Annotated in this window: 21 protein-coding genes, 1 other RNA gene and 1 pseudogene; 14 read left to right on the top strand and 9 right to left on the bottom strand. The window is 45.1% G+C overall.

Annotated features, from left to right (window positions below; all coding sequences use genetic code 11):
• Positions 1-108: 108 nt before the first annotated feature.
• The gene (locus IUA53_RS08420; protein ID WP_196899166.1) at positions 109-2817 is read right to left on the bottom strand and encodes a TonB-dependent receptor; all 2709 of its coding nucleotides are present in this window, start codon (positions 2815-2817) and stop codon (positions 109-111) included.
• A 304-nt stretch (positions 2818-3121) separates the two neighbouring features.
• On the opposite strand from IUA53_RS08420, the gene IUA53_RS08415 reads away from it, so the two are divergent.
• Positions 3122-5092 carry a BCCT family transporter gene (locus IUA53_RS08415; protein ID WP_044447179.1) on the top strand — a complete coding sequence of 657 codons (1971 nt, stop codon included), beginning with the start codon at positions 3122-3124 and terminating at the stop codon, positions 5090-5092.
• A gap of 33 nt (positions 5093-5125) precedes the next feature.
• Positions 5126-5605, top strand: coding sequence for a MarR family winged helix-turn-helix transcriptional regulator (locus IUA53_RS08410; protein WP_044056949.1), 480 nt, complete (start codon positions 5126-5128; stop codon positions 5603-5605).
• Between the two features lie 51 nt (positions 5606-5656).
• Here IUA53_RS08410 and IUA53_RS08405 read toward each other — a convergent pair whose 3' ends face one another.
• On the bottom strand, positions 5657-6016 hold the full coding sequence (locus IUA53_RS08405) for an RnfH family protein (protein WP_044056948.1): 360 nt from the start codon (positions 6014-6016) through the stop codon (positions 5657-5659).
• Positions 6013-6444: a type II toxin-antitoxin system RatA family toxin gene (locus IUA53_RS08400; protein WP_044056947.1), complete on the bottom strand. Its 432-nt coding sequence runs from the start codon at positions 6442-6444 to the stop codon at positions 6013-6015. The genes IUA53_RS08405 and IUA53_RS08400 overlap by 4 nt, the downstream gene beginning before the upstream one ends.
• 177 nt (positions 6445-6621) lie before the next feature.
• On the opposite strand from IUA53_RS08400, the gene smpB reads away from it, so the two are divergent.
• Positions 6622-7101 (top strand): SsrA-binding protein SmpB, encoded by a 480-nt coding sequence (gene smpB, locus IUA53_RS08395; RefSeq protein ID WP_044056946.1) that lies wholly within the window; start codon positions 6622-6624, stop codon positions 7099-7101.
• Between the two features lie 48 nt (positions 7102-7149).
• Here smpB and IUA53_RS08390 read toward each other — a convergent pair whose 3' ends face one another.
• Positions 7150-8406, bottom strand: coding sequence for an NADH:flavin oxidoreductase/NADH oxidase family protein (locus IUA53_RS08390; RefSeq protein ID WP_044449464.1), 1257 nt, complete (start codon positions 8404-8406; stop codon positions 7150-7152).
• Positions 8407-8537: 131 nt separating this feature from the next.
• Between IUA53_RS08390 and ssrA the strand changes: the two genes are divergently transcribed.
• The 8 genes and pseudogenes from ssrA to IUA53_RS08350 all read left to right on the top strand — a co-directional run bounded on the left by ssrA (position 8538) and on the right by IUA53_RS08350 (position 18948).
• Positions 8538-8897: a transfer-messenger RNA gene (gene ssrA, locus IUA53_RS08385) on the top strand.
• A 277-nt stretch (positions 8898-9174) separates the two neighbouring features.
• A complete protein-coding gene (locus IUA53_RS08380; protein ID WP_196899164.1) occupies positions 9175-9594 on the top strand; it encodes a hypothetical protein in 420 nt (139 codons plus the stop codon).
• Between the two features lie 605 nt (positions 9595-10199).
• Positions 10200-10922 carry an ABC transporter ATP-binding protein gene (locus IUA53_RS08375; protein ID WP_196899162.1) on the top strand — a complete coding sequence of 241 codons (723 nt, stop codon included), beginning with the start codon at positions 10200-10202 and terminating at the stop codon, positions 10920-10922.
• A complete protein-coding gene (locus tag IUA53_RS08370) occupies positions 10919-12361 on the top strand; it encodes an ABC transporter permease (RefSeq protein ID WP_196899160.1) in 1443 nt (480 codons plus the stop codon). Before IUA53_RS08375 ends, IUA53_RS08370 begins: the two co-directional genes overlap by 4 nt.
• Positions 12358-13674, top strand: a complete 1317-nt coding sequence (locus IUA53_RS08365; protein ID WP_196899158.1) for a DUF3526 domain-containing protein — start codon at positions 12358-12360, stop codon at positions 13672-13674. The genes IUA53_RS08370 and IUA53_RS08365 overlap by 4 nt, the downstream gene beginning before the upstream one ends.
• A pseudogene (locus tag IUA53_RS08360) lies at positions 13671-15866 on the top strand (TonB-dependent siderophore receptor). The gene IUA53_RS08365 and the pseudogene IUA53_RS08360 overlap by 4 nt, the downstream one beginning before the upstream one ends.
• A gap of 282 nt (positions 15867-16148) precedes the next feature.
• Positions 16149-17798 (top strand): methyl-accepting chemotaxis protein, encoded by a 1650-nt coding sequence (locus IUA53_RS08355; protein WP_196899156.1) that lies wholly within the window; start codon positions 16149-16151, stop codon positions 17796-17798.
• 325 nt (positions 17799-18123) lie between these two features.
• A complete protein-coding gene (locus tag IUA53_RS08350) occupies positions 18124-18948 on the top strand; it encodes a DUF4437 domain-containing protein (RefSeq protein WP_196899468.1) in 825 nt (274 codons plus the stop codon).
• Between the two features lie 47 nt (positions 18949-18995).
• Here the strand turns inward: IUA53_RS08350 and IUA53_RS08345 are convergent, their stop codons facing one another.
• The 4 genes from IUA53_RS08345 to IUA53_RS08330 are packed head-to-tail and all read right to left on the bottom strand — an operon-like array spanning position 18996 to position 23536.
• Entirely contained in the window at positions 18996-19280 is a 285-nt protein-coding gene (locus tag IUA53_RS08345) for a DUF3325 domain-containing protein (RefSeq protein ID WP_196899144.1), read from the bottom strand.
• Positions 19277-20761, bottom strand: coding sequence for a PepSY-associated TM helix domain-containing protein (locus IUA53_RS08340; RefSeq protein WP_196899142.1), 1485 nt, complete (start codon positions 20759-20761; stop codon positions 19277-19279). The genes IUA53_RS08345 and IUA53_RS08340 overlap by 4 nt, the downstream gene beginning before the upstream one ends.
• A 34-nt stretch (positions 20762-20795) precedes the next feature.
• Positions 20796-21077 carry a hypothetical protein gene (locus tag IUA53_RS08335; RefSeq protein WP_196899140.1) on the bottom strand — a complete coding sequence of 94 codons (282 nt, stop codon included), beginning with the start codon at positions 21075-21077 and terminating at the stop codon, positions 20796-20798.
• A 14-nt stretch (positions 21078-21091) separates the two neighbouring features.
• A complete protein-coding gene (locus IUA53_RS08330; protein ID WP_196899138.1) occupies positions 21092-23536 on the bottom strand; it encodes a TonB-dependent receptor in 2445 nt (814 codons plus the stop codon).
• Positions 23537-23772: 236 nt separating this feature from the next.
• On the opposite strand from IUA53_RS08330, the gene IUA53_RS08325 reads away from it, so the two are divergent.
• The 3 genes from IUA53_RS08325 (at position 23773) to IUA53_RS08315 (ending at position 26076) form a co-directional block, all read left to right on the top strand.
• Positions 23773-24300 (top strand): TetR/AcrR family transcriptional regulator, encoded by a 528-nt coding sequence (locus tag IUA53_RS08325; RefSeq protein WP_196899136.1) that lies wholly within the window; start codon positions 23773-23775, stop codon positions 24298-24300.
• Between the two features lie 34 nt (positions 24301-24334).
• Positions 24335-25384, top strand: a complete 1050-nt coding sequence (locus IUA53_RS08320) for an alcohol dehydrogenase family protein (RefSeq protein WP_196899134.1) — start codon at positions 24335-24337, stop codon at positions 25382-25384.
• A gap of 125 nt (positions 25385-25509) precedes the next feature.
• Entirely contained in the window at positions 25510-26076 is a 567-nt protein-coding gene (locus IUA53_RS08315) for an exopolysaccharide biosynthesis protein (protein ID WP_231401290.1), read from the top strand.
• 24 nt (positions 26077-26100) lie between these two features.
• On the opposite strand, the gene IUA53_RS08310 is transcribed toward IUA53_RS08315, so the two are convergent.
• Positions 26101-26898 (bottom strand): sterol desaturase family protein, encoded by a 798-nt coding sequence (locus IUA53_RS08310; protein WP_196899130.1) that lies wholly within the window; start codon positions 26896-26898, stop codon positions 26101-26103.
• Positions 26899-26922 lie beyond the last annotated feature (24 nt).

The raw sequence follows: 26922 nt of genomic DNA, 5'->3' as shown, positions 1-26922 counted from the left end.
GTAATAGTACAGCGTATTGCCCAATTTGGAATGGAAAAAAACGGCAGACTTCCGCCTACCGTTTTTATTTTCCTATCGCGCTAAACAATGCGTTAACGCCACACGCGATTAATAATAATCGTAGGAGAAACGCACGCCCACAGTACGAGGGCGATTTGTCACCACCTTAGGCGTATATTGTTGAGTATCAATATTTAAGATGGCTGATTTGTCGAATACGTTGTCAACAAATGCTTCAACTTTCCAGCTTTCATAGGTCATACCTACAGATACGTTTCCAATAACATAGCTTTCTTGGATGTATCGTCCGCCTCGCAACACTTCACCGTCTGAGCCAAGATAGGTTGCCCCTTCAAACGTGTCGGCTTCATCTTCAATTTTAAGGCCAGATCCTGTGCCATAAATTAGCTGCGTAGCGTCTTCCATGGCATAGGCATTCATTACCATTCCTGCAAGGCGATCCCCTGTGTAGGTAAGTGAGGCGTTAACATAGCCCTCTTTGCCCCCTTCCAGTTCAAAGAAGTATCGTGCGTTAATATTGCCAGAGAAGTCAGCCGAATAAGGCAGCTTACTGCCGACTCCAGCGGCAATACCCTCTAATTCAGGGTTAATACGCACAAGTTCGGTATCCAGAAGACTGAACGCCGCATTAATAACTAAGTTGTCGGTAGCCAACCAGGTAATATCAGCGTCTATCCCTTTTACTTCTGCGTCGCCCACATTATCAGTAAACACTAAGAAACTAATGTTTGTGGGGTCATAACGAGAGGTTTGCAGATCTTTAATTTCTGAATAGTAACCTGTTGCGTTAACACGCAAAATGCCATCTAAGAAATCGCCTTTTAAGCCAATTTCATAATTATCTAGGGTATCTGTGGTGGAATAAACCGGTACACGGAAGCCATTAAACGCGCCATCTTGATTAGCGGCTTTGTCGCCACCTAAACGATTCGTTACCGGCGGTCTAAACCCTTCTGAATAGTTGGCGAATAGCAATACGTCTTCGTTAACTTTCCAATCAATACCAAATTTAAAAATGGTGTCGTCTACGGTGAGTACGCCATCATCATCCAGTAAGCTAACGTCCAATGAACCGTCTTGAATAGCGGTAACAAGATCATCGCCATCTAGCCCCAAGTCGTCGTAGACTGCAGGGTCTAAAACGCCAGAACCGTACGCCTCTAAACGACTAGTGACGTCGCGAGTAGAGGTTGCACCACGGTATATATCGTCAATTTGATACCAACGGGCACCAAAGGTTGCGGTAAGTGAATCGGTGATTTCATAACCCAGTTGCCCGAATACAGCAATTTGTTCAATGGTGTGCGTCACATCATTAACAAAACTTATTTCAGGAGAAAACGGGCCACCGTCGCTATTAATGCCTTTGTCACCTGCTAGTGCATTCCATGAACTGTCTAAGTTTTCAAAAAGTTCAGTGCTTGCAATTTTAAACTGCCCTACCGAGCCAACTTCTTGTTCATCGTAAAACACACCTGCGGTAACTTGCCATGGTGTATCCATGGTGGTACTGAAGCGAAGTTCATGCGTTAAACGAGTGCTGGTGGTGTCTTCTTTGTAGTATTTAGTAGGGTCTAAGCAGCGTGCATCATCTGGACTGTCGAGATCAGTGTAGCTACACACGTAGAATGCCGAGTATAAACCGCCATTGGTATAGCCCGTGTAATCGGTAAGCGTGTCTATTTCACGGTCTAAGTACCCGCCTGTGTAGACGACGTCAAGCTTTTCTAGTCGTCCATTTAACGTCCAACTGGTTAGGCCAAACTCATCAGAGTTTTCATCAGCTTGAAAACGAATAGCAGAAGATTCACCCTCAAGGGTAGGATCGTAGGCAAACACACCCTCTGTATCTAACGTCTGCGCCGTGTGTTGAACCAAGAGGTCCCAACTGTCATTAATAATATAAGACAAGCCAAAACGTGCACCAGAGTACATGGCGTCGTTAAAGTTATCTTCTACGTGTTCACTATTACGCGGGCTAACAACTGACGCTTCACTGCTGGAATAGCCATTAATCTCGCGACGAGCATCCATCGCAACGGGGTCGATACCTTGGGCTTGAAGGGCTTCCGCTGAAATACGGTCGATAACCACAGCACTGCCAATGTAACCGCCGTTCTCTGGATCATTCTCAACATTATCAATCCAGCCACCTTGGCTCTCATTGTAGGCTGCAATTCTAAAGGCTAGGTTATCAGTAGGCGTAATATTGAAGTACGCCTCAACAGAATTGCTCATATCGCCACCTTTGGTGGTAGAGATACTGGTATCAAAACCCGCGGCAAAACCTGAATGATCGGGCTTATTCGTAATTAAACGTACTGTACCTGCTTGTGAGCTAGCACCAAACAAGGTGCCTTGTGGCCCCGGAAGTACTTCAACGCGCTGTACGTCGGTGGCATAAACATCAAGGTTTCTTCCTGCCATCGACACAGGCATTTCATCAAGATAAAACGCCACCGAGGGTTGTAACGCTTGAACTGAAGATAAGGTAATACTGGACTGGGTTGTTGCAGCGCCACGAATATAAATTTCGTTTTGGCCAGGTCCAGTACCTTGGAATACAACGTTCGGTAAGAATTCGACATAGTCTTGAAAGTTATCAATACCTAAATTTTCAAGGGCTTTTCCGTCGAGTGCAGAAACCGCAACCGGCACATCTTGAATAGATTCGCTACGCTTTGTAGCAGTAACTTCAATGGTTTCGAGTTTGGCCGGGGCTTCAGATTCTTGCGCGGCAAGCGTGGTTGATGCCAGTGCAGCGACAATCGCACAGCTAAGCTGAGTTTTTCGCATGGTGTGTGTTTTCCCTTTGTGTAGTTTTAATTCTTTGGACTGTGTTTACTTGAAACACATATCAAAAAGATCCTTTACATTAACCCACAAACAGAAATTAATTTCTACTCTAAGTATTTCTAAAAAATGTAAAACACCTACACATCTGTTATAATCGACGGCCAAACGGCCACTTACCGTTTTATAAAATACAATAATAGACGTACTCTAATCATTTAAACTAAAGTGTAATAAAATTGCACCTTGCGGTATATTTCACCGTAATAATAACAATACGATAGATAAGACAAAGGATTTTTAGCGCGTGAACGACACTCAAGCACATTCTCCACTTAACAAACCCGTGTTTTACACGTCTTCAATACTGATAGTGGCTCTGCTTATTTTTGCTGCTAGTGCACCTGAAACAGCGGATTCACTCTTTAAAGCTATTCAAAGCGTTATTGTAACCAACGGTAGTTGGTTCTACGTTTTAACGGTAGCCATTGTGTTACTTTTTGTGGTGTACCTTGGAATGTCACGCTACGGTGAGATTAAACTAGGCCCCGATCACGCCACGCCCGAATTCAGTTTTAAAACATGGCTGTCTATGTTATTTGCAGCCGGCATGGGTATTGGTTTAATGTTTTTTGGTGTTGCCGAACCGCTCATGCACTTTTTATCCCCCCCTACCGCTGAAGCAGGCAGTATCGATGCTGTTCGCGAGGCCATGAAAACCACCTTTTTCCACTGGGGTGTGCACGCGTGGGCAATATACGCAGTAGTGGCGCTAATTCTAGGTTACTTTGCTTATCGCCAGAATTTACCCTTAACCCTACGTTCAGCCCTTTACCCGTTAATTGGCGATCGTATATATGGTTGGCCCGGGCATGTGGTAGACATATTTGCCGTTACCTCCACCGTATTTGGGGTGTCTACGTCATTAGGCTTTGGTGCGTCTCAAGTCAATGCTGGCTTCAATTACCTATTCGGCTTACCTTCTACCACCACGGTTCAAATAATGATTATGGCGGGCGTAGTCGGTTTAGCGGTTATTTCAGTGGCCACGGGTTTAGATAAAGGTATTCGTATTTTATCTGAAACCAACATGGTGCTTGCCATTCTGCTACTGCTTATTGTTTTAATACTTGGTCCTACGGTGTTCTTACTACAAGCCTATATGCAAAATACGGGGGCTTACCTTTCAGATTTAGTTAGAAATACCTTCAACTTGTTTGCCTATGAAAAAACCGACTGGATAGGTGGTTGGACTATATTCTATTGGGGATGGTGGCTAGCGTGGGCACCGTTTGTTGGTCTGTTTATTGCCCGAATTTCGTATGGCCGCACTATCCGAGAGTTTGTGATGGGCGTGCTACTTATTCCTTCTGCCTTTACCCTGTTCTGGATGACAGTATTTGGTAATGGCGCAATCGACCAAGTGTTAGTGCAAGGTAAAGATGTACTGGCAAACATGGTGAATGAAGATACCTCAGTGGCGTTGTTCGTGTTTTTAGAGCAGTTCCCCTTTTCCTCGGTATTAAGTTTAATTGCTGTACTGATGGTTGTGGTTTTCTTTGTGACATCTTGTGATTCCGGGGCCATGGTCGTAGATATGCTGTGTTCACACGGTAAAAACGACACACCGCTGTGGCAACGCATCTACTGGGCGGTAGGCGTCGGTGTTGTAAGCGCGGTATTGCTATACGCTGGAGGGCTAGGCGCATTGCAAACCATGACCATTGCCGCTGCCCTGCCTTTCGCCATAGTGCTACTTATTGCCATTTCGGGGTTATTGAAGGCGCTGCGTATAGAAGCCTATAAACGGGAAAGTTTACAAGTGCTGGCAGGCACGCCCCTTCACAGTGACACAGACAAAAACTGGAAAGACCGATTAGAGAATATTGTATCTTTTCCAGACGAAAACGCTGTGCGTCGTTTTGTGAATAAAACAGTGCGTACGGCCATGGCAGAAGTTGGCGAAGAATTTAAAGTTCAGCAGTTTGATGTTGCCATAGAGGAAACCGATGAAGCCTTAATGCTAACGGTAACCATGGGTAACGACCCTGAATTTGTTTACGCTGTGTACATGACGGCCACTGAACAGCCTGAATTTGGCCCAACTGATATGCCAGAGGTAGACGAAAGCGAAAAGCCCACGTACTATCGCGCTGAAGTACACTTAAGTGAGGGTGGACAGAACTATGACATCATGGGGTGGTCAAAAATCTCAGTGATTAACGATGTTATTGATCAGTTCCACAAGCATCAACACTTTATTCATTTGCTTAAGTAACCCTAGCGTGGTTACCTCTTTATTGGATTAAGAATGCGAAAAGAAGAAGAACTGTTGGTAGCGTTACGGCGCGTTATTCGCGCCGTAGACCTACGAAGCAAACAGCTAAGTAAGCATGTGGGCTTAACCGGCCCACAACTTCTGGTTATGCAAAATATTCAAGAGCGCCCTGGCATAATGGTGCGTGAAATTGCCGACTCTATTAATTTGAGCCCGGCGACCATAACCAATATTCTCGATAGATTAGAAGCGCGGGATCTTGCCACGCGCATTAGGAGCACCCAAGACAAACGTAAAGTGGGCGTGTTTTTAACAGAACGAGGTAAGGCGGCTGTAGTTGATGCACCTCGCCCGCTTCAAGAGCACTTTGTCGAGCGTTTTTCGCAGCTTAAAGAATGGGAACAAAGTCAAATGGTAGCCACGGTTCAACGTATTGCTAGCATGATGGATGCAGAAGATATTGACGCATCACCTTTCTTAGAACTAGGTAGCATTACCGAAAAGAACATGTAGTGTTTCTAGTGATTTTTCATTAAAAATAGCCAGTGTAATAACTGGCTATTTTCATTTCTCGCCTTGTGATTCTTTTGCTTTTAATGGGTTAACGCGGCCACCCGTGACTTTGTCGGCCCGCCCTTCTTCTTTCGCTTTTTCAGCTCGGCGCTTTCTAATTTCTTTGGGGTCTGCAATAAGCGGGCGGTATATTTCTATGCGATCGCCATCACTCACGGAATCGCGCAGCTTCACCACACGACTCCATATACCCACCTTGGTTTTAGATAAATCAATGTCTGGAAACTGCTGCAAAATAGTCGACGCCGTAATTACCTCTTCAACGGTGGCATCGGGCTTTACCGCCACACTCACAATCGCTTGTTGAGTAGGTAAGGCATAAGCAACTTCACAATTAATTAAATCACTCACGCGTATACGCTCCTGGCACGCTCTGTAAAAGCTTGAACCATATTAGACGCTAAACTATTAAAAATCTTACCGAAGGCCATTTCCGCCAATTTATTGGAAAATTCAAATTCTAGATTAAGCTCAATTTTACAGGCATCTTCTGACAATGCAGAGAACGTCCATCCTCCGTTTAATGAACGAAACGGCCCATCAACCAATTGCATATCAATACGCTTACCAGGCTCCAGCACATTATGGGTGGTAAACCATTGTTTAATTCCCGCTTTTGCCACTAACAACGATGCCTTCATCACATCGTGGGAGGCTTCAAGAATTTTGCTATCGCTACAACCGGGTAAAAATTGTGGATAGGCGGCAACATCGTTCACCAAATTGAACATTGCCTCTGCGCTATGTGCTACCAAAGCACTGCGTTGAATACTTGGCATTTATTCCACTACTTCAATTTTCAAAAGCGGCATTGTAGCACAATATTTTCGCCTTACTCACCTTCGCTTTTCTGCTAGCGCCCCCATATAGGCTTGAACACAAAACATTCCCACGAAGTATTAAATATTGCGTTGGGTGTACAGACATTCTTTTACACAATCAGTATAATAACGCCTATGAAAAAGAATAAAGCCAACAAAAACACCACCGGAAATATCGCGCAAAATAAAAAGGCGCGTCACGATTATTTTCTCGAAGACAAATTTGAAGCTGGTTTAGAGCTACAAGGCTGGGAAATTAAAAGTATCCGCTCGGGTAAAGTTAACATTACCGACGCCTACATTATTATTCAGAACGCTGAAGCCTATTTGGTGGGTTGTAGAATAAGCCCGTTAAGCCAAGCATCTACCCATGTGGTAGCCGCTCCAGAGCGGGCAAGAAAGCTACTGCTGAATAAGCGTGAAATAGACCGTTTAATGGGCGCTAGAGACCGCCAAGGTTACTCTATTGTAGCAACGTCTATGTACTGGAAAAAATGCTGGGTAAAATTAGAAATTCACTTAGCTAAAGGTAAGCACGCCCACGATAAACGAGATACATTGAAAGACAAAGACTGGCAACGCCAGAAAGAACGTATGATGAAGCACAGCGTGTAGCTGTGCTTTACCCTTTCCCTAAATAAACGCCTTCAGCACCTTTTAAATTCACTCATCGTGAGCCGCTGGCTCAGCTTGACTGGCCGCTACGTCACGCTTGGTCATCGATTTTCTGTGCATTAAATCTAACAACAAGCTCCACAAAGGCGAAGGGTTTCGCAATGTCGTGAGATTATTACCTAAGCGACGCAGCTGACGCCGTACCATTGCCATATTTGCTAAGCTGGCTAACGATTTATCTCGCCAGCCACAATGAGGAATAATGCCAGAATAGCTCCATTCTTGTTGCCACTTTTTAGCTAAATCTGGCGTTATGGCTAGTGCACTGGCTAACCCCACCAACTCACAGCCTTGCTCAATAACCCTTTCTGCAACTGCGGCACGTTTTATACCTCCGGTGGTCATTAAAGGGATATCGGTTTTATTTTCTAGTGTATGGGCAAATTCCAGAAAATAGGCTTCTCTGGCAAGCGTAGTGTCGTCACGGGTTTGCCCTTGCATAGCAGGCGCTTCGTAGCTACCACCGGACAACTCAATAACATCCACACCCAAGGCTTCTAAGCGGTTTACTACATCGCAGGCATCATCAAAACTAAACCCGTTTTTCTGAAAATCAGCAGAATTCAGCTTCACCATGACAATAAAGCCTTTCGCGCAAACCGCCCTAATTTGGCTGACAATATTAATCAGCAACCTGGCGCGATTTATAATAGAACCGCCCCACTCGTCTTGACGCTGATTCGTCAGCGGCGATAAAAATTGGGTAAGTAGATAACCATGTGCCGCGTGAATTTCAATACCGTCGAAGCCTGCTTTTTCTGCCTGTTTCGCAGTTTCAACAAAACGGCGACACACATCGTGAATATCTTCGCAGGTCATTTCTCTAGGCTGGGCAAACAATTTTGAATGCTTACCCATATCGAGGGGAACGGCAGAAGGTGCAATCGCTTTTCCCTGCATATTCTTGAACACTTGCCGACCAGGGTGATTTATTTGCATCACCGCTAACGCACCGTTTGACTTAATAATTTTAGCCCAACGTTCGAACGACGCTAACGGTGTATGTTTTTCAAGCGCCACACCGCCGGGCCCTGTCATGGCCTGTTTATCTACCATGACATTACCAGTAATGACCATACCTAAATTGCCATGAGCCCAATACCGATAAAGCGTATAAAGCGCACTACCGGGCAAATTACCTTGGCTAGACATATTTTCTTCCATTGCCGCTTTTACTAGCCGATTACGCACAGTAACGCCACAAGGCAAGGTATAGGGTGTATATATTTTAGAATTAGAACACATTGGCACTTCAAACGTGATTTTAAGCCGCCCTACTTTAAAGGTTATTGATGATAAATGCATCTTTTGAAAGTCATTTTATAAAAGAAACGTTTAACACCATTTTAGATATGTTATACTTCGCATCCACATTCGGGGCTGATTAGGATTCGACAGGATCTAGGACGCCGGAGGTGCATGCAGAGGTGCGGCTGGCCTCTTAAAAAAGCCGCATTTAAATAGTCGCAAACGACGAAACTTACGCACTAGCCGCTTAATAACCGGTATAGGCCCTTCCACCCTAGTCTTTTCCTGCTAGCGGGGATTCGGAAGGTCATCCAAGTAGGATAGCGAGGGAACCTTGTCTGAGGGTGAACCGCGAAACAGTATCAGGCCAGCTGCAAGGAAATCCTGTTTGTCGGAGTTCCAAGCAGTTAAATAAATGACAAACTAAGCATGTAGTACCAAAGGTAGACATTTTCTGGACGCGGGTTCAAATCCCGCCAGCTCCACCAATTTGTATTAAGCCCCTATATTTAGGGGCTTTTTGCTTTTTAGCCCACTCATAGCGGGTGTTTTGCTGCACACCAAACACAATAAGTTGAGTTGGTAAGATAGAAATCTTCAAGCAAAATAAGCTGCAAGATATTATCAAACAACCTTCACTACCAACCCTAGGTGTCGGCGTTTATATTGGCTTATTGAAAAGTGTAAATATTAAGCAAATACAGTATAATATTTAACCACGCGCTCTAATATATTGATTTCTCGTACAATAAAAAGGATGTCATTATGAAGCGTGCTTTGTTTTGGTTTTTACTGCTTGCGGCGTTGCTCTCTGCTTATGCTGTACCATCTTTGGCTGAGCCTGCTTGTTCTACAAATTGTGTTTCTGTAGAACAAAGGGGGAATTTCGCTGTCGTTACCGGTTATAACGCCGAGGGTGTCGAAATTTACATGGAAACCGTTTCAATTGATGGCGAGACAACGCAGGAATCAGGTCGCGTATCCCTATCAGATAAAAAACTGAAAGCAATAACTAGAACCTCTCAGAGTACTTCCATTCCTTTAGTGGATGGCGCGAATTTGCAAACCACGGTAACAACCTTTACTGAATCCGACCGCACATTGATTATCATTGTTAACGCCATTTACAATACAAAAAACAATTTGTACGCCGTTGATGTGGTTAAAAAACGGGCTCGTATTTAGCGAGAACATCAACCGAATAGTACGAAAAGATGATAAAAGAACCTTATTCGTGCTTTACTTTGTTAAGGTTCTAAAAGCACCATAAATAAACGAATCAGCAAAATACACATGCCATAGCTTATCATCGTGATGGAACGTCTACGCCGTTGAGGCAACAATTCTTTTATAATGAGCGTTTGCTTGCGGTACAAGCGCGATTGCCACAAAATTACCCACGTTATTTTGACCGTGTAAAAGATACCATCAATACAAACATCCACCTTGTGAAATGGCCGAAAACACAAATGTTTCTGTAGCACTTGGTTATTGTTGCTGTGAAGGGTGAGCTTTGTGGTTAAGGGTTGGTAACGCACGCTTATCAGATTGCCACCTACTTGATGGTTATGCTGCTGAATTCGATTAAACACCATATAATTGCTGTAAACCTCCACTCACTTGCCTGCATATCCCCGTGGTAAACACCTAGCTACTCGCGGTTATCACCTTGCTAGTCCCTATACTGCCCCACTGCTTACGTTTTGCAAATAAAAAACCTACTCTGCATTGCAAACAACAATAGTTATAATATAACATAACACAAAATTAATAGACGCATACTTGAAACAATGACAACAAATTCAGTAATTAGCGCTAACGCGTTATCGGTTCACATAGATCAACGAACGATTCTAGATAACCTCAATTTTGAAGTAGGGAAAGGCGAAGTATTTGCCCTTTTAGGCGGTAATGGAGCGGGGAAATCCACCACCCTTAAAACGTTTCTTGGGTTAATGATGCCAAGCTCAGGGAGTGCCTCTGTGATGGGTTTCTCGGTAGCAGAACATACCAATGAAGTTCAAAAGTCAGTGGCCTACTTACCTGAGTCTGTCACTCTGTATGGCCACCTTTCTGGTTTGGAAAATATCCGTTACTTCTTGTCAGTAGCTGGAATCGAAAAGTCAGATGATGAGGTGTTCGCCGCGCTTCGCAAAGTGGCGCTTCAGAAAGCGTCGTGGAATAACGCGCTATCAAACTACTCAAAAGGTATGCGCCAGAAAACCGCCATTGCCCTTGCATTATTACGCAATGCGCCTGTGTTGTTTTTAGATGAACCCACTTCAGGGTTAGACCCTGCCGCTATCGATGAATTTAATGCGTTGGTGTCTGAACTAGCGGCCAACGGCGCTACCATTTTTATGGTAACCCACGACGTTTACGGCGCTTGCCAAGTGGCTCACCGCATTGTGCTTTTAAGTAACGGTAAACTAACTGGTTCTTTCGAGCGCATTGGCGATACGCCTATCGACACAGAAGCGGTACACGCAGCATTTGCAGGGCGTAAAGCATGATATTTAGTGTAGCAAAAACCATTTGTGCAGATCAGTGGCGCTATTGGCTGCGCACTAAAGTCGCCGCTACGGTACTCATGCTAGGGGCAATCCTTACCCTTGCGGCACTTGTTGTAAATGCGTTTCACATTGAGGAAGCTGCACACGCAAGAGAGCACCTTCAAACTGAAGCGGAAGAACGTTTTAAAGCACAGCCTGATAAGCACCCTCACCGCATGGTGCATTATGGTCACTATGTGTTTCGTGCCCCTACTCCATTAAGCGTAATAGAGCCGGGTGTCGACACCTACACAGGTAACGCGATTTTCTTAGAAGGCCATCGCCAAAATAGCGCCATGTTTGCTGAGCAACGGCAATCAGCCGGCCTTACCCGCTTTAGCAGCTTAACCCCGAGCTTTCTTGCGTTAGTACTCGCACCACTGTTTATTATCCTTATTGGTTACGGCAGTGTATCGCGAGAGCGCGAGGCCGGAACACTTACCTTGTTGTTGTCACAAGGTACGACTCGCTGGCAGCTAATCTTAGGTAAGCTATTAGCGCTAATTGCAGCTAGCGGTTTGTTCTTACTCCCTTTGCTTCTAGCCTGCTTATATGTCGCTTTTTCAAGCGAAAGCCCGCTTGTTGTGCTGCTATTTTGCTTAAGTTACGCCGTTTACTTCTTGCTATGGGCTACCGTTGTCACTGCGTGTTCAGCGTTATTTGAGAAAAGTAGCGTTAGCTTCACCGTGCTTATTGTTATTTGGATGGCTGTGTGCGTGTTACTTCCTCGCTTGGGAAGCAGCGTAGCGACAAATGCTGCCCCCTCAATAGGCAAACTAGAAGCCGATTTCAAAGTAGAAGAAAAACTTCGAAGTTTGGGCGACGGTCACGATGCTAACGACCCTGCATTTAAAAAGCTAAAAGAAGATTTACTGGCAAAATACAATGTAGATTCCGTTGACGACCTTCCTGTTAATTTCCGTGGTGTTGTTGCCCAATATTCTGAAGGCCGTCAGGCAAAAGTGCTCAATGAATTCGCCGAAAAAAGAATGGGTGAAGAGTTAGAACAAGCTGAAATTGCACGTCAGTTTGGATGGTTATCGCCTACCGTCGCGGTGCGCGCTATCTCTACAATATTGGCAGGTACCAGCCTTGAAACCCATCATCGTTTTCTAAAAGAAGCAGAAGCCCTTCGCTTAGCGTTTGTTCAAGGTCTGAATAAAGTGCATGTTGAGAAGTTGGACTACAAACTCGACATGAACCGTAACGCTAGCGAAGAAGCGGCGGATAAAGCGGTTGTAGGTGCAGACAATTGGGCGTTGCTATCAGAGTTTAATTTCAAACCAGAGGCCGCAAACACACGCATTTCAAACGCGCTTATTTACTTTTTACAACTGTTTGTTTGGGTATGCATTACCGCCTTGCTTTTAAAAGCGGCGGTTAGGAGGTTAAACCCATGATGCGTTTTACTGATATTAAACGTGAAGCCGGTTTTGTGTTCGGTCACCGACAAATAAAGCTTACCTTACTCGTGGTGTTTCTTTTAAGTGCGGCGTCGTTGTGGTCGGGACATGTGGAAATGCAGGAACAACAAGCCACTATTGAACGTTTACTAGAAAAAGACCAAATTGAGCGTGAAGCCGTTATCACCCACCAGTCTAACTACGGCATGGTGGCGTATTACGCGTTTCACCTAACCTACGCGCCCCCTTCCCCCCTTGCGTTTTCTGCCGTAGGTGAACGGGATGTATTTCCTTGGAAGCATCGCATACGTATGTTGGCGTTAGAAGGGCAAATTTATGAAAGCGATACAGATAACCCAGAGCTTGCGTTTTTAGGGCGTTTCGATTTTGCCTTTGTGACCAGCGTATTGCTGCCATTATTTATAATATTGCTACTTTACGATTTAAAAGCAAAAGAACGGGAAGCCCGCCGCTTCGATTTACTCAATGTAACAGCACGCAATGCCCATGCGATATGGACATCACGAGTATTAGTCACCTTAGTGCCTTTAGCGCTTGTGACGCTTACTCCGTTTGTTTTTTTCGGGTTAGTTAACGGCGCCTCGTTACCGTCTATATTAACCGTTTGCGCGATAGTGATAGGTAACATTGCACTATGGAGTGGTATTGTTCTTTCAATTGGCGCGGCAAAGCGATTTGCTAATTTCACTGCAACACACCTTGCCTCTATCATGCTAGGCGTTTGGATTGTTACCACAGTTGTCGTGCCGGTGACCGCACACACGTTAATTAATGCTGTGGTAGAAACACCTGAAGGCGGCGACATTGTACTTACCCAACGTGAAGCAGTAAATAGTGCGTGGGATAAGCCCGTTGAAGACACATGGCGCGCCTTCATTGCCACTCATCCGCAGTGGACCGACTACACAGAGTTTGACCCTGAACGAGACAGCTCATTTAATTGGAAATGGTACTACGCATTTCAACAAGTGGGCGACCAAGCCGCTAGCGAATTGTCGCAAGGCTATCAGGCTGCAACGCTTCAAAAAGACACCATTGCAAGCTACGTAGCGCTGCTTTCCCCGTCTTTGCTCTCTCAACGTTTGTTATCAAGTGCAGCTAACACTGACGTAAAAGCCATGGTGGGTTATGAAAATGACGTGCGCGCTTTTCATCAGGCACTGCGTAAATTCTATTATTACCACCTTTTCAAAGCGCCTGAATTTTCTCAAGAAAGCTTTGAAGCGCTGCCACAATTTACATCAAACACTAAAACCTCACACGAAAACCGCACAGGAAAAGAAGAATGAAAACTCGTTGGGTGAAAACCTCACTTGCAGCCAGTATATCGGCATTACTCAGTACATCGGCTTTAGCACAAAGCGAAAGTAACCAAGTTGAAGCTGAGGTAGAAAAAATTACCGTACACGGCTTGCATCGCGCGTATCAGGGAGCGTTTGAATATAAGGAAGTTCCTGCCGCTGCACAGGATATTGATTTAGGGCTAATTGGCGATGCTGGTGCGATCAACCTCAATGATGCTTTAGATCTTTCGGCCTCTGTTGCACGCCAAAACAATTTCGGCGGCCTTTGGAATAGCTTTGCTATTCGTGGTTTTTCCGGGGACGAAAACCTACCCAGTGGTTTTTTGGTGAATGGGTTTAATGCTGGGCGTGGTTTTGGTGGCCCGCGTGATTTAGCGGGCATTGATCATGTTGAAGTATTAAAAGGCCCCAAGGCCGCTTTGTTTGGTAGAGGCGAACCGGGTGGCGCGGTTAACTTAGTGACTAAACGCCCACAGTTTCTTAGCGGTGGTGAGGTAAAAGCTACCTATGGCAGTTGGGAACAAGTTAGGCTGGAAGCCGATGTGCAAACCGTTTTAGGCAGCAAAGAAGACGTAGGCCTAAGGCTTGTTGGATTTTACGAAGATGCAGAGAGTTTTAGGGATACCGTAGAAACAGAAAAAGTCGGCTTTTACCCGTCGCTCTCTTGGGAGTTTTCAGAAGACACCCGCATGACTTACGAACTCGAGTATACAGAACAAAAAATCCCTTTTGATCGCGGTGTGATAGCCATAGATGGAAAACTGGGCATTCAACCTATTGAAACCTTTGTTGGCGACCCTTCGGGAGACAGGATAAACACAGATGTGGTAGGTCACCAACTGGAAATTTCCCACAAACTTAACGATGACTGGAACCTCCTACTAGGTGCCGGTTTACGCGATACCACATTTGAAGGTAATGCATTAGAAACTAACTTTGAAGGTCGGCAAACCGTGTTTATTGACCCAGACCAAACGTTACTTTCTCGCTTTAAACGTTATCGCGATTTTGAAACGGATTATTTGGTGTTACGCGGTGAATTAGCAGGTGAATTTGAAACGGGCTCAATTAGCCACCGCATTATTATTGGCGGCGATTACGATAAGTTTGAAAATGACCAAGTTATATTGCGCTATCGCCCCGCGTATTTTTCCAGCGATACTGATATTAGTGATTTGGATTTGAGCCAATACCTGGTGATCGATATTCTCAACCCTGACTACTCACCCGTAGCGGATGTTGAATTATCTGACAACCTAGACCGCTTGGAAACACAAGAAGCTTGGGGGTTCTATATTCAAGATCAGATAGACATTACCGACAAGCTTCAAGTGCGTTTTGGTAGCCGCGTTGATAAGTTTGAGCAGCAAATTGATAATCGTTTAAACTAACCCGTTACCACCACGTCTCAAGATGACACTCGTTTTTCCCCGCAGCTTGGTGCTGTATACCTGCTGGATGACAGCCTGAGTTTTTACGCCACGTACGGCGAAGGCTTCAGGCAACTTACGGGTTCCGACTACGCTGGCAACCCATTTGAGCCGAACCAGTCTGAGTCTGTAGAAGTGGGCGTAAAAGCAGACCTCACATCAATGTTCGACAACCTACGAGGTGACGTTACGCTTTCTGCCTTTAACATTGAGCAAAGCAACATCTTAGTGTTTGATAGCAGTGAAGAAGCCTCAGACGGCTTTTTCTTAACCCCGGCTGGTAAGGCGCGCAGTCGTGGGGTTGAACTTGATATCAATGCTGAGTTTAAAAACGGCGTTTCGCTTTGGATGTCTTACGCTTATATTGATGCTGAAAGTACAAACCATGCCGAAGATGCCAACTTCGTAGCCGCGATTGAAGCTGGAGACTCGCTCATCAATGTGCCTGAAAATCAATTGAGCATTCAGCTGAGTAAAAGCCTGTCAATCTCAGACATGCCGGTACGACTAGGCTCTGGGTTGCTCTATGTGGATGAACGCCTGGGTCAAACGGGTACCGATTTTTATCTGCCTAGTTACACCACGGTACGCGCGTTCGCGCAAATTGAACCGGCTGAAAATTTGCTGGTGCGGGCAGAAGTCGACAACGTATTTGATAAAGAGCACTACACCAACTCGTTTGCTGAAGTGTGGGTAGAACCTGGGGCGCCCCGTCGTTTTAGAATTTCCGCCGCTTACCGTTTTTAAACGAGTCCTTGCGTCAATACCTACATCAATCATATCTGAACAAGTCACTATTGTGAGTGGCTTGTTCTCATCATGCTGATGACGGCTTGCATTAACCCACTTTTCTCCCGCTAAGTATGTCTAATTGAGTTTTTCTTTTGCTTTAATTACCTTTATCGATTTGACAATCTTTGCCCCCGTTAGCTACCTTCCATACATATCGTTCCTTTGCAAAATTGACGCTTTCAATACATATCTTTCGAAACGGATTGTCGTTAACTCGTTAAAATACAGGGTAGTTTTATGTTGTCTTCTTTTAGGGTGAGTCACCGCCTTTTACTCGGCTTCGGCCTAATCATCACCATGCTTGTCATTGTTACCGTAATGGGTATCGATGAAGTGGATACTATCGATAAAAAGATGACCACCATAAACGATGTTAATAGCGTTAAACAGCGTTACGCTATTAACTTTCGAGGGTCGGTTCACGATAGAGCGATTGCTATTCGAGATGTTGTGTTGCTTGACTCTTTATCGGAAGTCCAAAGCGTGATTAGGGAAATTAATCAGTTAGCCAATTTCTATAAAGAATCTGCGTCTCCCATGGAGCGCATGCTCGCTACGAACAGTACTCCCCAAGAACGTAAGATGATGCAGCGTATAAAAGAGATAGAAACCTATACCCTGCCTTTGGTTAAACAGATTATAACGCTGCGATTGCAAGGAAACAGGGTGGATTCTAAGGAGATTTTGCTCACGAGAGCTAAACCCGCCTTTATCGATTGGTTAGCAGCCATCAATGCATTTATTGATTATCAGGAGCAGCAAAACCAAGTTGAAACCGACGAAGTACGCACAGCCACTGGGGCGTTTACCGGTGTAATGATAAGTGCCACCACCATTGCCATCCTCATCGCTATATTGGTAACTTGGCTATTTATTGCTTACTTTAAACGCCAGTTAGGCGGTGAGCCCCATGAGATCGCTGAAATTTTGCATACCATGGCCAACGGAAAAATCGGCAACCACGTAGAAAGTAAACATTCGGGAAGCGTGCTGCATTCTTTGGCGCGCTTACAACACCAGTTGAATAGCACAGTCAAAGGCATTAACCATTCTGCAGACAGTATCACTAGGCAGTCTCAAACTGAGTCTGATAGTAGCGGAAATTTAGATTTTTTAGCCTCTCAGCAGTCTTCTCAAAGTGCGAATGTTATTAAGTATATGGAAAGTGTAAGAACTGAGGCGGCGTTAGTTGAAAACTTACTTTCACAAACAGAACAGATTTCAGTTGAGGCAGCCGATACTTCTGCAGATGGTAAAGAAGCAGTGTCCCATGCTGCAAATGAAATTCGTAGCTTGGCAGAAACCGTAAAAATGGCGGTAGACAATATTAGAAAGCTTGAAAAACGCACGCAAGAAATTAGTGGTATCACTAACACGATTAGCGGGATTTCAGAGCAAACAAACTTACTTGCGCTTAACGCAGCCATTGAAGCTGCCCGCGCAGGTGAGTCAGGCAGAGGTTTCGCGGTCGTGGCCGACGAAGTGAGAAGCTTAGCATCGAGAACAGGCGAAGCTACAGCTGAAATTTCGTCTATGCTCAATGAAGTTCAAGCTGAAACATCGGTCACAATGGAAATTATGTCGTCGAGTATTCCACAGGTAGAAGGGGCAATTGAGCTCTCGGATAAATCAAGCAACTTGCTGCAAATTATAGAAGAACAAGCTAAACAGTCTTTAGACAATGTCAATCAAGTGGTCAGTGCTTCTACCAAGCAAATATCCACACTGAATGCACTTAACGATGGGTTAAATGAGGTTATTGCGACTGCCACAGCTATGGGAGATTCCTCCATGAGCCTTTACGAACAGAATCAGCTAGTAGCGAAAAAACTCTCGAGTTTAGCGAAAGAACTTAAGCAACATACTGACTATTTCACTACCCAATAGCGAAACCATCGAAACGACCTAAAACAAGGTGAGTCACCGCAAGTACTCGCCTTGTTTATTAATATCGTATAAACCAACATTCACACCAGCTTATTCTTTCCTATGGGCGCCCCCTGCAACAGTCATGTTTGCGCCATTATCTAAAATTTAAGGAAAGTGATTCAAGGCAAAGCCTGTTTATCCAGCCTAGTGTTATACATACACTAGGCGCTAACCACATCGGCAAACAGGTAATAGCATGACTTCATTTTTCAAACAGAAACTTTCACGTATAAGCCCTACACGCAACGCGCCACAACTTCATCGACTTTTTGTACTATCTATAATGCTTGGCATGCCTTTCATGTCCCACGCCGACACGAAAGTGGTGCCCGCAAACGAGGTAGAATGGGGATATTTAAATCCGCTTCGTGGGGATAAAAGCCCAGGCGCCGCTGATTTGTGGGGAGATAGAACGCAAGATACTGCAACGGGTATGTTGGTGCGCTTTAACAAAGGGTTTGAGTCGCCGCCCCACATTCATAATATTACGTATCGTGGAATTGTCATAGAAGGGCAAATGCACAACGATGATCCTAGCGCAGCCAAAATGTGGATGCCCACAGGCTCGTTTTGGACTCAACCCGCCGGGGAAGATCATACTACCGCAGCTAACGATTCAACAAACCTCATCTACTTAGAGATTGACGAAGGCCCGTATCTGGTTAAACCATCAAACGCACATTTTGACAATGGTGAACGCCCCGTGAATCTGCACATCAACAATATGGTTTGGCTTCACGACTCTGATTTAGCAACCCTATCTGCTGATGGCGTTAAGGCAACCTATTTATGGGGAGACACCCAAGATGTATTTGGTTCAATGCTTTCTTTACCGGCAGGATTTGACGGCACGATTACGGCTTATGGGCAATCGTTTAAAGCTGTCGTCATAAAAGGTGCGGTGAACTATACGTATTCAGATGCGCAGGTAACTCAACACACCGCAATGGGCTCAACAGATAGCGATGAAGGGAACAAAACTATCGCCCTTGGCGCGGGAAGTTTCCTAGAATCAACCGGCGAAAGCCAACACAAGGTTAACAACACGAGTGAGGGCGAGGTACTTGTTTATATTCGTGCCGATAAGCCTTTTCAAGTAAGCCAATAGCGGCGCCATCAAACGCGAAAAACTTACAACTGCAAAGAGTAGCCTGGCTACTCTTTGCTGAATTGAATTAAGTGGCTTAGATATAGGGCAACGGCAAAGACTGCCAAGCTCAAAGTGCAAAACCACCACACCAAAGCAATGCTCAGTACTTCACTCGTCACCATACTCAGCCACAACGACAATACCAAACCCAGCCACCCTAAAATAACAAGGCCTCGCGGTTTTACCGCAATACTTGGGTAGTTATTTTTGAGCACCTTATGATGCTTTTGCATAGAAAACGCCAAACATGCCAAGGCGAAAAGTTGAATAAGTGCAACAATAGTAGTCACTGCCCTGCTCCGTGACGCCTAAATTTTCTAGCCAGTATTAGCAATAATCCACCAAACACTAAAAAAGCAGGAATAAAGCTTAAATAAGTCATGTCACCGGTAATGACCCCATGCTGAATGCGGCTAAAATACATACTTAGCTCAATCATTACGAGCGAAAAACAAAAAAGACTCGCCAATAATGTTTGTTGGTACCAGGCTCGACGAGCGCTCCCAGAGTATAAAGCATGATGAAAGCTCGCCAACCATACAATAAAAAAGCTATGTATTTCCCATTCACTGCGCATCGCCATGGTTTCAGGCAAAAGCTTATTGGCAAGAAAGAAGCTTATACACGCAAGCACTAACCCCATTATTGCAGCCACATTTCCTTTTTCCATTAATGCCAGGGTTAAACGGCTTTGTTTGTTCGATTTCTTACGTTGGTTTACCCAAATGATATTGCCAGTAGCGATAAGTGCGCACCCTGCCACCCCTAATGCAAATAATAACCAGCGCATACCTATAGGAGCATAGTTAGCCTGATGCAACCCATACAGCACCCGTCTTATTTGGGCAGGCACAGTTTCATTTTCATAGCCGGGTAGAACGTCTCCTGTATAACTGTGAAAGACAGCGCGTTCTGCCCGGTTAGATACGGTGGTGGCCTTACTGCGTTCAACAATCGTGCGACTGTTGCTTAACTGGGGTTTTTCCACGGTAATTTTGGCAATAGGGTTAGGCTCTTGCCATGTTTTTGCTAGTGTTGAGGTTATTCGGCTTATTTGTATTTGCGTCTGCTCCTGCACTTTTTGCGCGGGCGGCAGTAGAGCCAAAGAGGGAATAATTTGCTTGTTCACCCCTTTTTCGCCCCTCTCAAAGTGGCTATTTGCTGCATAGGGCATGTACATAATGGCGTAGATGAAAATACCACTGACACAAATCATGATACAAAATGGCAAGGTTAAAATGCCAGCCAACGCATGAAAATCGGTAAGCCATTTTTTCAGCTTGTGGGGCCGTAAGGTGAAAAAGTCTCTAAAAAAACGGCGATGGGTAAAAATACCGGTATAAATAGCTAACAACATGGCCATAGCAGCAATGCCCACTATGTAGCGCCCTCCGTAGCCGCGTAATTGCAGGGTATAGTGGAAGTTTCGAAAGAATAAGCCACCTTTGGTTTCCATTTCTTTTTCTAGCGCGGCCGTATCAGCATTAAATGTGACCTTTTTCCGGCTTTTATCTTTACGCCATTGCACGTACCAGTGCGCGTTTCTATCTGTAGGCAAATGTACGCGCCACTCGTCAGCATCACTGGCATTCTCTTTTAAAAAAGCAAAAGAATGATCAATAAGGGCATCTTGAGGAAGGCTAATTACATGTCGCTCAGGCATTAAATAGCGCGTCATTTCAGGCGTAAAATAGCTTAGTGTACCTGTGACAAAAATGGCAAAAAGTAACCAGCCGCAGAACACACCCAAATAGGTATGCAACCAAATCATGCTTTTTCTGAATGTTGCTTTCATTATGATGTCGCTAAAGGGTTGATACGTAGGGCAAGCCAAGAAAACACAGCACAATACTGAAAAAAAGCATGAGGCTCCACGCTCGAATGTTTGCTACAGCAAAGCTGATAATAAAAATGGCGAAGAATAAAAAGTAGCTAAGCATACATGCACTCAGTATCGCCACGCCTTTACCCAGTGAGAAGCCCGTCACAAAGCAATAGGTGAGATAAAAAGTACTCAGTGCAGATGCAGCATAGCCGCCCACTATGGCGGCTATGCTACGTAGCCATATTTCTACGTATTTTTTCAATGATGCAACCTACGTTAAAAGCTATACGAAGCGGTTAGCTTAACGTTACGCTCTTCGCCTGGCAGGCCACCCAAGTACATTGCGCTGCTGTAGTAGTCAGTATTGTCTAAGTTTCGAACGTTTAATTGTACGTTCCAATCATCAGACACATAGCTCACGGCCGCGTCCCATACTGTATATGAGTCAACGAATGCGTAATCGATACCAAAGGCTGACGCAGAAATAGTGCGTTCGTCTTCGTAGGTTACGCCCACACTAAACTTCACAGGCGCTGGCAGCGCATCGAAGGTATGACTGTAAGTTAGCCATGTGCTGGCGAACTTTTCTGCAATCCCTTTAGTTTGCTCTTCATCAGTGCTTGAGGCATGCGCACCAGGCTCGGTGACAGGATCTTGATATGTGCCATTCGCATTAAGTGACCACTGTTCGTTGATATCAAAGTTAATGTCTACTTCTACACCTGTGGTGCGATCTTGTTCATCGTAGTAGTATTCCGGCACATCAACGTTATATGAAGGGTCGTCAATATTGTCTTCATATAAGGGGTTGCTGTATTGAAGGTTGGTTCTAGCAGTATCAAAAAATACAATTGAACCAATAACCTGCTCTTCAAGCGCCGTGAAACGCACACCAAAATCCCACGATTCCGATTCTGAATCAGGCTGATTATCTTCTTCTGCTAGCGCATCTAAAATACCGTACGCGGTTCTTCCCTTAGAATGGTTAATGAACGTACTCAAGCTATCACTGAATAAGTAGGTTAAACCTAGGTTATAGGTAAATCCGTTGTCACTGGTATCGTACTCTGGATTACCGTCGCTATATTGGTTTAGGTAAGTTTGTTTTACCCCACCGTAGGCGCCACCAAAACGGCCAGTAAAGTGCTCATTAAAGTAAACTACTTCTTGGAAACTCACGCCCCAGCTACTCACATCTTTGTTGTATTTGCTGCGTAAGGAAGGGTTGTAATCTTCAAATGTGCCAGTAGGCCAATTAGGGTCGCGTATATCTAAAATATACGGTACAGCATCGCTTCGTGTATCGTCTGCGTCCCAAATAGACCACTGTGCGTAGCTAATGTCGTGGTCTTCATAGTTCACGCTGGCTAAATGTTCACCTCGAACATCGCCAAAAGACCATGTTTTGGTGACATCAAGGAAATACTGCCACACTTTCTCATCAGCCATTACCTTACGATACTCTTGTCTGCGTGCCGCAAACGGGTATAGCACACCATCAATAACAAGCGGCGCACGAGGCTCTAAATTAGTGGTGCCATTACGATCAACGTACACGTAATTGAAAGCACTGGTTTGACGAATGTATTCAGATTCGTACGAGCGATATTGAAGTTGCTGAGTTAGTGACCAGTTATCACCCAATTCAATATCTTGGCGTACTTTAATGCGGAACTCTTCCCCTTCATTAGGGCGTGAAATAGGCGAAATAAGACTGGTGTCACCTAAATCATAAGGCTGCACACCGTCTGTTGACGTGAGTGATGCGGCTAATTCGTCTCGTTGTTCATCAGTTAACTGTAAACCACCTGACTCTGCAGTGCCATTAACCAAATCATCACCGGTTAAACTCCCTGCGTCTGTATCAAACATGGTTAAATCGATTAATCTCACTGGATGACCCACTGAGTCAACTTGTACCGCATCGTCAATATAGGCCGCAGAGACTAAAAACTGATTGTCTGGTGATGCAATCAATTTTAGTGACGTGTATAACTCACTGCGTTCGTCACTCAAACCTCGATAGCCGTCAGATTGTTCGCGGTTTGCCACCACGCGGTAAGCAAGATCTTTATTAATAGCGCCGGTGGCATCTAACATTATTGAATAGCTGTCCCAGCTACCGACGGACGCGCGAATTTGATACTGATCTTCAAACTGGGGGTTTTTCTCAATCAGGTTAATAATACCCCCAGCCTCACCCATGCCATACAAGCCTGTTGCCGGCCCTTTCAATACTTCTATACTTTCAACGTTGGTCATTGAACGAGTGGGGTTGTAGCTATTTCCCAGGTCTGCGCCCGCGTAAATACCATCAAAGGTATAATTCACACCAAGGCCACGGATAGCAAGGTTGTCTCCCACGCCATAGTTGTTTCCATCTTGACTCAGGCCACTAATATTTCTGATACTTTCTTGTAGTGTGCTAACCCCTTGTTCGTTAAGCAAGGTGCCATCTACGACGACAATGGCCGCTGGCGTTTCCATCAAACTCATATTTGATTTGGTAGCAGTACCTGACTCTAAAATCAGTCGATTATGGCGGCCGTAAACTGTAATAACGTCAAGATTTTCATCGCTTACTTCAGCGATATCCGTTTGTTCAACCTCTTCCTTTTCAACATTCGCCTGCTGTTGGGCAAACGGCGTTGAAACATAAAGTAAAGAAAATAGCGCTGTAGTAGCGCTGAGCGTTTTCGATTTGGCAATATTAATGTGCATCGAGTGTCCGTCTATGAAGTGTATGTAAAGTCACCTTTAATCTAGGAAGCAAAAGGCGTGCGAATGATAATTAGTCTCATTACTTAATTCAACTTAATTTACAAAAAACTGAACTTATCGCGAACCCTGCAAAAAAACGGGTGCTTGACCCGGTAGAATGAATGCTCTACCCTTTAAGTAGAACATTTATTCTACCCAAACGGTTTACCCTAAGGTGAAAGACATTGTTGCCTACTATGGATAAAAAAGTGGAACTCGCGTCACGCCTTGAAGACGCCTTCTCTCTTCATGGCTTTGCAGAGCCAAACGTAGCCACGTTGAAATCACATACGCAAACCACACTAAAAACACTGTATAAGTACTTTCCGTCAAAGGAAGATATGATAGTGGCCGCACTAGATAACAGGCACAACCGATACATCGGTTTTCTGGAACAGGGCTGCCCTCCTCACATAGACGCTGCGTTAGATCATATTCTTCAGCGTTTAGCCCATTGGCTTGAACACTATGCCCCGCGAGGATGTCTGTCGCTTCAAGCATTAGCAAGCTATCCAAATAATGAACAAATAGCGAAGGCGGTGAATTCACACAAACAGGAAGTCAAAGGTTGGTTTGAATCTCGACTTGGGGATAAAAGCCTTGCAGAACGCGTATTTCTCATTCACGAAGGTATGTCTAGTGCTTGGCCTACACTGGGCTACCTCGCCCTTGACGCGGCAAAGGCCAACGTATCTGCACTGCTAGTAAGCCCCTCACAAGTATGAATCTGATATTGAAATTTAGCGAAAAGGAAACGTAATGACATCCGTACCTGCCACCATGAAAGGCGTTCAATTAACTCAGCATGGAGGGTTAGACTCCCTCACGATAAACCCTTCAATCCCTGTACCTTCACTCACCCCTAACGATGTGCTTATTGAAGTAAAGGCCGCAGGGGTTAATAACACCGATTTAAACACACGTATTGGTTGGTATTCGAAAGGTGACAATGATGCAGATGACGCTGGCTGGGGCGGCACTGCACTGAATTTACCCCTTATTCAAGGTGCGGATGTATGTGGTTACATTGTGGCGGTAGGTGACAATGTGAGTAACGCGCGTATTGGAGAAAGGGTGTTAATTGAGCCTTGTTTATTTGAGGCTAATAGCGAAGCATTGTCTTCACCCTGGTACTTTGGTTCGGAATGTGACGGCGGCTTTGCTCAGTATACAAAGGTAGCCAGCCAGCACGCTCACCCCATTCACTCTTCATTGAGCGACGTCGAGTTAGCCTCTTTTCCCTGTTCCTATTCCACCGCAGAAAATATGCTATGCAGAGCTCAGATCACTGAAAAAGATAGCGTGTTAATCACGGGCGCATCCGGCGGTGTGGGTTCGGCCGCAATTCAATTAACAAAGGCCCGTGGCGCGAAAGTAGTGGCGGTGACCAGCGAAAATAAACGCGACGCCATATTACGTTTAGGGGCAGACGCGACCCTTGACAGAAACGCTGATTTTAACACTTACGCCAAAGCTCAGCCCTTCGACGTAGTGATTGATTTAGTCGCTGGCCCTCGCTGGCCAGAACTGCTCGACATGCTTAAGCCTTTCGGTCGCTATGCCACTGCCGGTGCCATTGCGGGTCATACCGTACCGCTCGATTTACGCACACTCTACTTGAAAGATTTGCAGTTACTGGGTTGCACCATTCTGTCTGAGGGAGTGTTTGCCAGCTTAATTCAACGTATAGAGGCCAATCAAATAAAGCCACTGGTAAGCAAGGTTTATCCCTTAGAGGACATTACCCGCGCCCAGCAAGATTTTGAACGAAAAAACCATATCGGCAAGTTGGTGCTCTCAGTCGAGTAACAACTGTCTGATGTAGGGTAATTTTCACACTCCTTCCTCTGTGTAGAACTAAACCCATTTCCATTGCATACGTATAGTGAAAGGTAATTTATTGCTATTGCACAGGGAACGCTATGGACACGTCAATGAGTAAACTGCTTAACAAGCTAGTTGAGGAGCAAGATGGAGGTAAGGTTTCTGCGGGGAAAATTATTGCTCGCTTTGAAGACAGAGGTTTTGGACCTTTGCTTTTAATACCGTCGTTAATTGCGCTACTGCCTACTGGCGCTATTCCTGGCGTGCCTACCTTTTGTGGCATTACGCTTTTCTTAATTTGTGTGCAAGCTGCCATGGGCCGAGAGAGCCCATGGCTACCCAATAAACTGACCCAGCAACAAATAGAAACCGATAAACTTGAAAGCGCCGTGGAAAAAGCCAAACCCAAGGTTCAGCGCGTAGAAAAGTTATTGCGGCCACGAATGACGCAGCTCTCTCAAACTCCCATGAAAAACGTTATCGCGGGCTATTGTGCCATTGCCGCGCTATGCATGATCCCTCTTGAAGCGCTGCCTTTTGCGGTAGCTTTACCTGCGTTCGCGTTATGTATTACAGCGTTAGGGATGACCAATCGAGATGGTGTGTTTATAGGTGTGGGTTCTGTCCTTCAGTTGGGGACACTGTACCTGGTTTTGACCACAATAGGTGTGATGTAGTCCAGCGGCCCTCTACCAAATTGCTCACCGGCGATGACGGCGAAAAGGCATTAACAGTAAGCCAATGACACTGGCGTTTTGCTTTGACGCTGGAAACTCTGCTTGCCCTATTTTGATATCGTCGTCGCTAAGCGAAGTTTCATGTTGGTAGCTATTAAAAAGTTTATCCCACCACGACACACTGAAACCAAAGTTGCTGTTTGAGTCTTCAATACGTTGACTATGGTGAATACGATGCACACGTTGCGTAATAAACAGTTTGCTGATGGCATTATCTACCGCTGAGGGCAGTTTAATATTGGCATGATTAAACATAGCAAAACCGTTTAATGCCACCTCAAAAATGACTACTGCTAATGCGGGTACGCCAAGAAAAATGACCACGGCGGCTTTAATCAGTAAACTCAAGGCAATTTCGATAGGGTGAAACCGTAGGCCTGTTGTGGTGTCCACATGGCTATCTGCATGATGCATTTGGTGAAAACGCCATAATAACGGCACGGTATGAAACAGGCGGTGTTGCCAATAGATCACCAAATCTAACAAAAGCATACACACACTTATACCAATCCAAGCAGGCAAAGATAGACGATTAAACACCCCCCAATTGGCGTTATTTGCCCAAAGCGCCACACCTACTAATGCACCCGGCAATAATAGACGCGTGATGAGTGCGCCGGCCAATACCATCGCAAAATTCCCCCGCCATCTTACCCAAGCAGAGAGCTGCGCTTTACGTGCAGGCCGTGTTGCTTCCCACATTGCCATCACCGTAAAAATACACACAAACGCGCCGACTCTTATCAAAGATTCATTTTCCATGGGTGGCTAACCTACTTCCTTTAT

It is taken from the genome of Alteromonas sp. B31-7, assembly GCF_015767655.1.
Taxonomy (GTDB): domain Bacteria; phylum Pseudomonadota; class Gammaproteobacteria; order Enterobacterales; family Alteromonadaceae; genus Alteromonas; species Alteromonas australica.
This window is presented reverse-complemented; position numbering and strand designations above follow the sequence as displayed.

What these genes read in the sequence shown, in the direction of transcription:
- IUA53_RS08315 (WP_231401290.1), top strand. Translation starts at nt 25,510, where the DNA reads ATGAGTAAACTGCTTAACAAGCTAGTTGAGGAGCAAGATGGAGGTAAG.
- IUA53_RS08365 (WP_196899158.1), top strand. Translation starts at nt 12,358, where the DNA reads ATGATGCGTTTTACTGATATTAAACGTGAAGCCGGTTTTGTGTTCGGT.
- IUA53_RS08320 (WP_196899134.1), top strand. Translation starts at nt 24,335, where the DNA reads ATGACATCCGTACCTGCCACCATGAAAGGCGTTCAATTAACTCAGCAT.
- IUA53_RS08375 (WP_196899162.1), top strand. Translation starts at nt 10,200, where the DNA reads ATGACAACAAATTCAGTAATTAGCGCTAACGCGTTATCGGTTCACATA.
- IUA53_RS08355 (WP_196899156.1), top strand. Translation starts at nt 16,149, where the DNA reads ATGTTGTCTTCTTTTAGGGTGAGTCACCGCCTTTTACTCGGCTTCGGC.
- IUA53_RS08350 (WP_196899468.1), top strand. Translation starts at nt 18,124, where the DNA reads ATGCTTGGCATGCCTTTCATGTCCCACGCCGACACGAAAGTGGTGCCC.
- IUA53_RS08370 (WP_196899160.1), top strand. Translation starts at nt 10,919, where the DNA reads ATGATATTTAGTGTAGCAAAAACCATTTGTGCAGATCAGTGGCGCTAT.
- IUA53_RS08340 (WP_196899142.1), bottom strand. Translation starts at nt 20,761, where the DNA reads ATGATTTGGTTGCATACCTATTTGGGTGTGTTCTGCGGCTGGTTACTT.
- IUA53_RS08400 (WP_044056947.1), bottom strand. Translation starts at nt 6,444, where the DNA reads ATGCCAAGTATTCAACGCAGTGCTTTGGTAGCACATAGCGCAGAGGCA.
- IUA53_RS08410 (WP_044056949.1), top strand. Translation starts at nt 5,126, where the DNA reads ATGCGAAAAGAAGAAGAACTGTTGGTAGCGTTACGGCGCGTTATTCGC.
- smpB (WP_044056946.1), top strand. Translation starts at nt 6,622, where the DNA reads ATGAAAAAGAATAAAGCCAACAAAAACACCACCGGAAATATCGCGCAA.
- IUA53_RS08380 (WP_196899164.1), top strand. Translation starts at nt 9,175, where the DNA reads ATGAAGCGTGCTTTGTTTTGGTTTTTACTGCTTGCGGCGTTGCTCTCT.
- IUA53_RS08325 (WP_196899136.1), top strand. Translation starts at nt 23,773, where the DNA reads ATGGATAAAAAAGTGGAACTCGCGTCACGCCTTGAAGACGCCTTCTCT.
- IUA53_RS08310 (WP_196899130.1), bottom strand. Translation starts at nt 26,898, where the DNA reads ATGGAAAATGAATCTTTGATAAGAGTCGGCGCGTTTGTGTGTATTTTT.
- IUA53_RS08330 (WP_196899138.1), bottom strand. Translation starts at nt 23,536, where the DNA reads ATGCACATTAATATTGCCAAATCGAAAACGCTCAGCGCTACTACAGCG.
- IUA53_RS08420 (WP_196899166.1), bottom strand. Translation starts at nt 2,817, where the DNA reads ATGCGAAAAACTCAGCTTAGCTGTGCGATTGTCGCTGCACTGGCATCA.
- IUA53_RS08390 (WP_044449464.1), bottom strand. Translation starts at nt 8,406, where the DNA reads ATGTGTTCTAATTCTAAAATATATACACCCTATACCTTGCCTTGTGGC.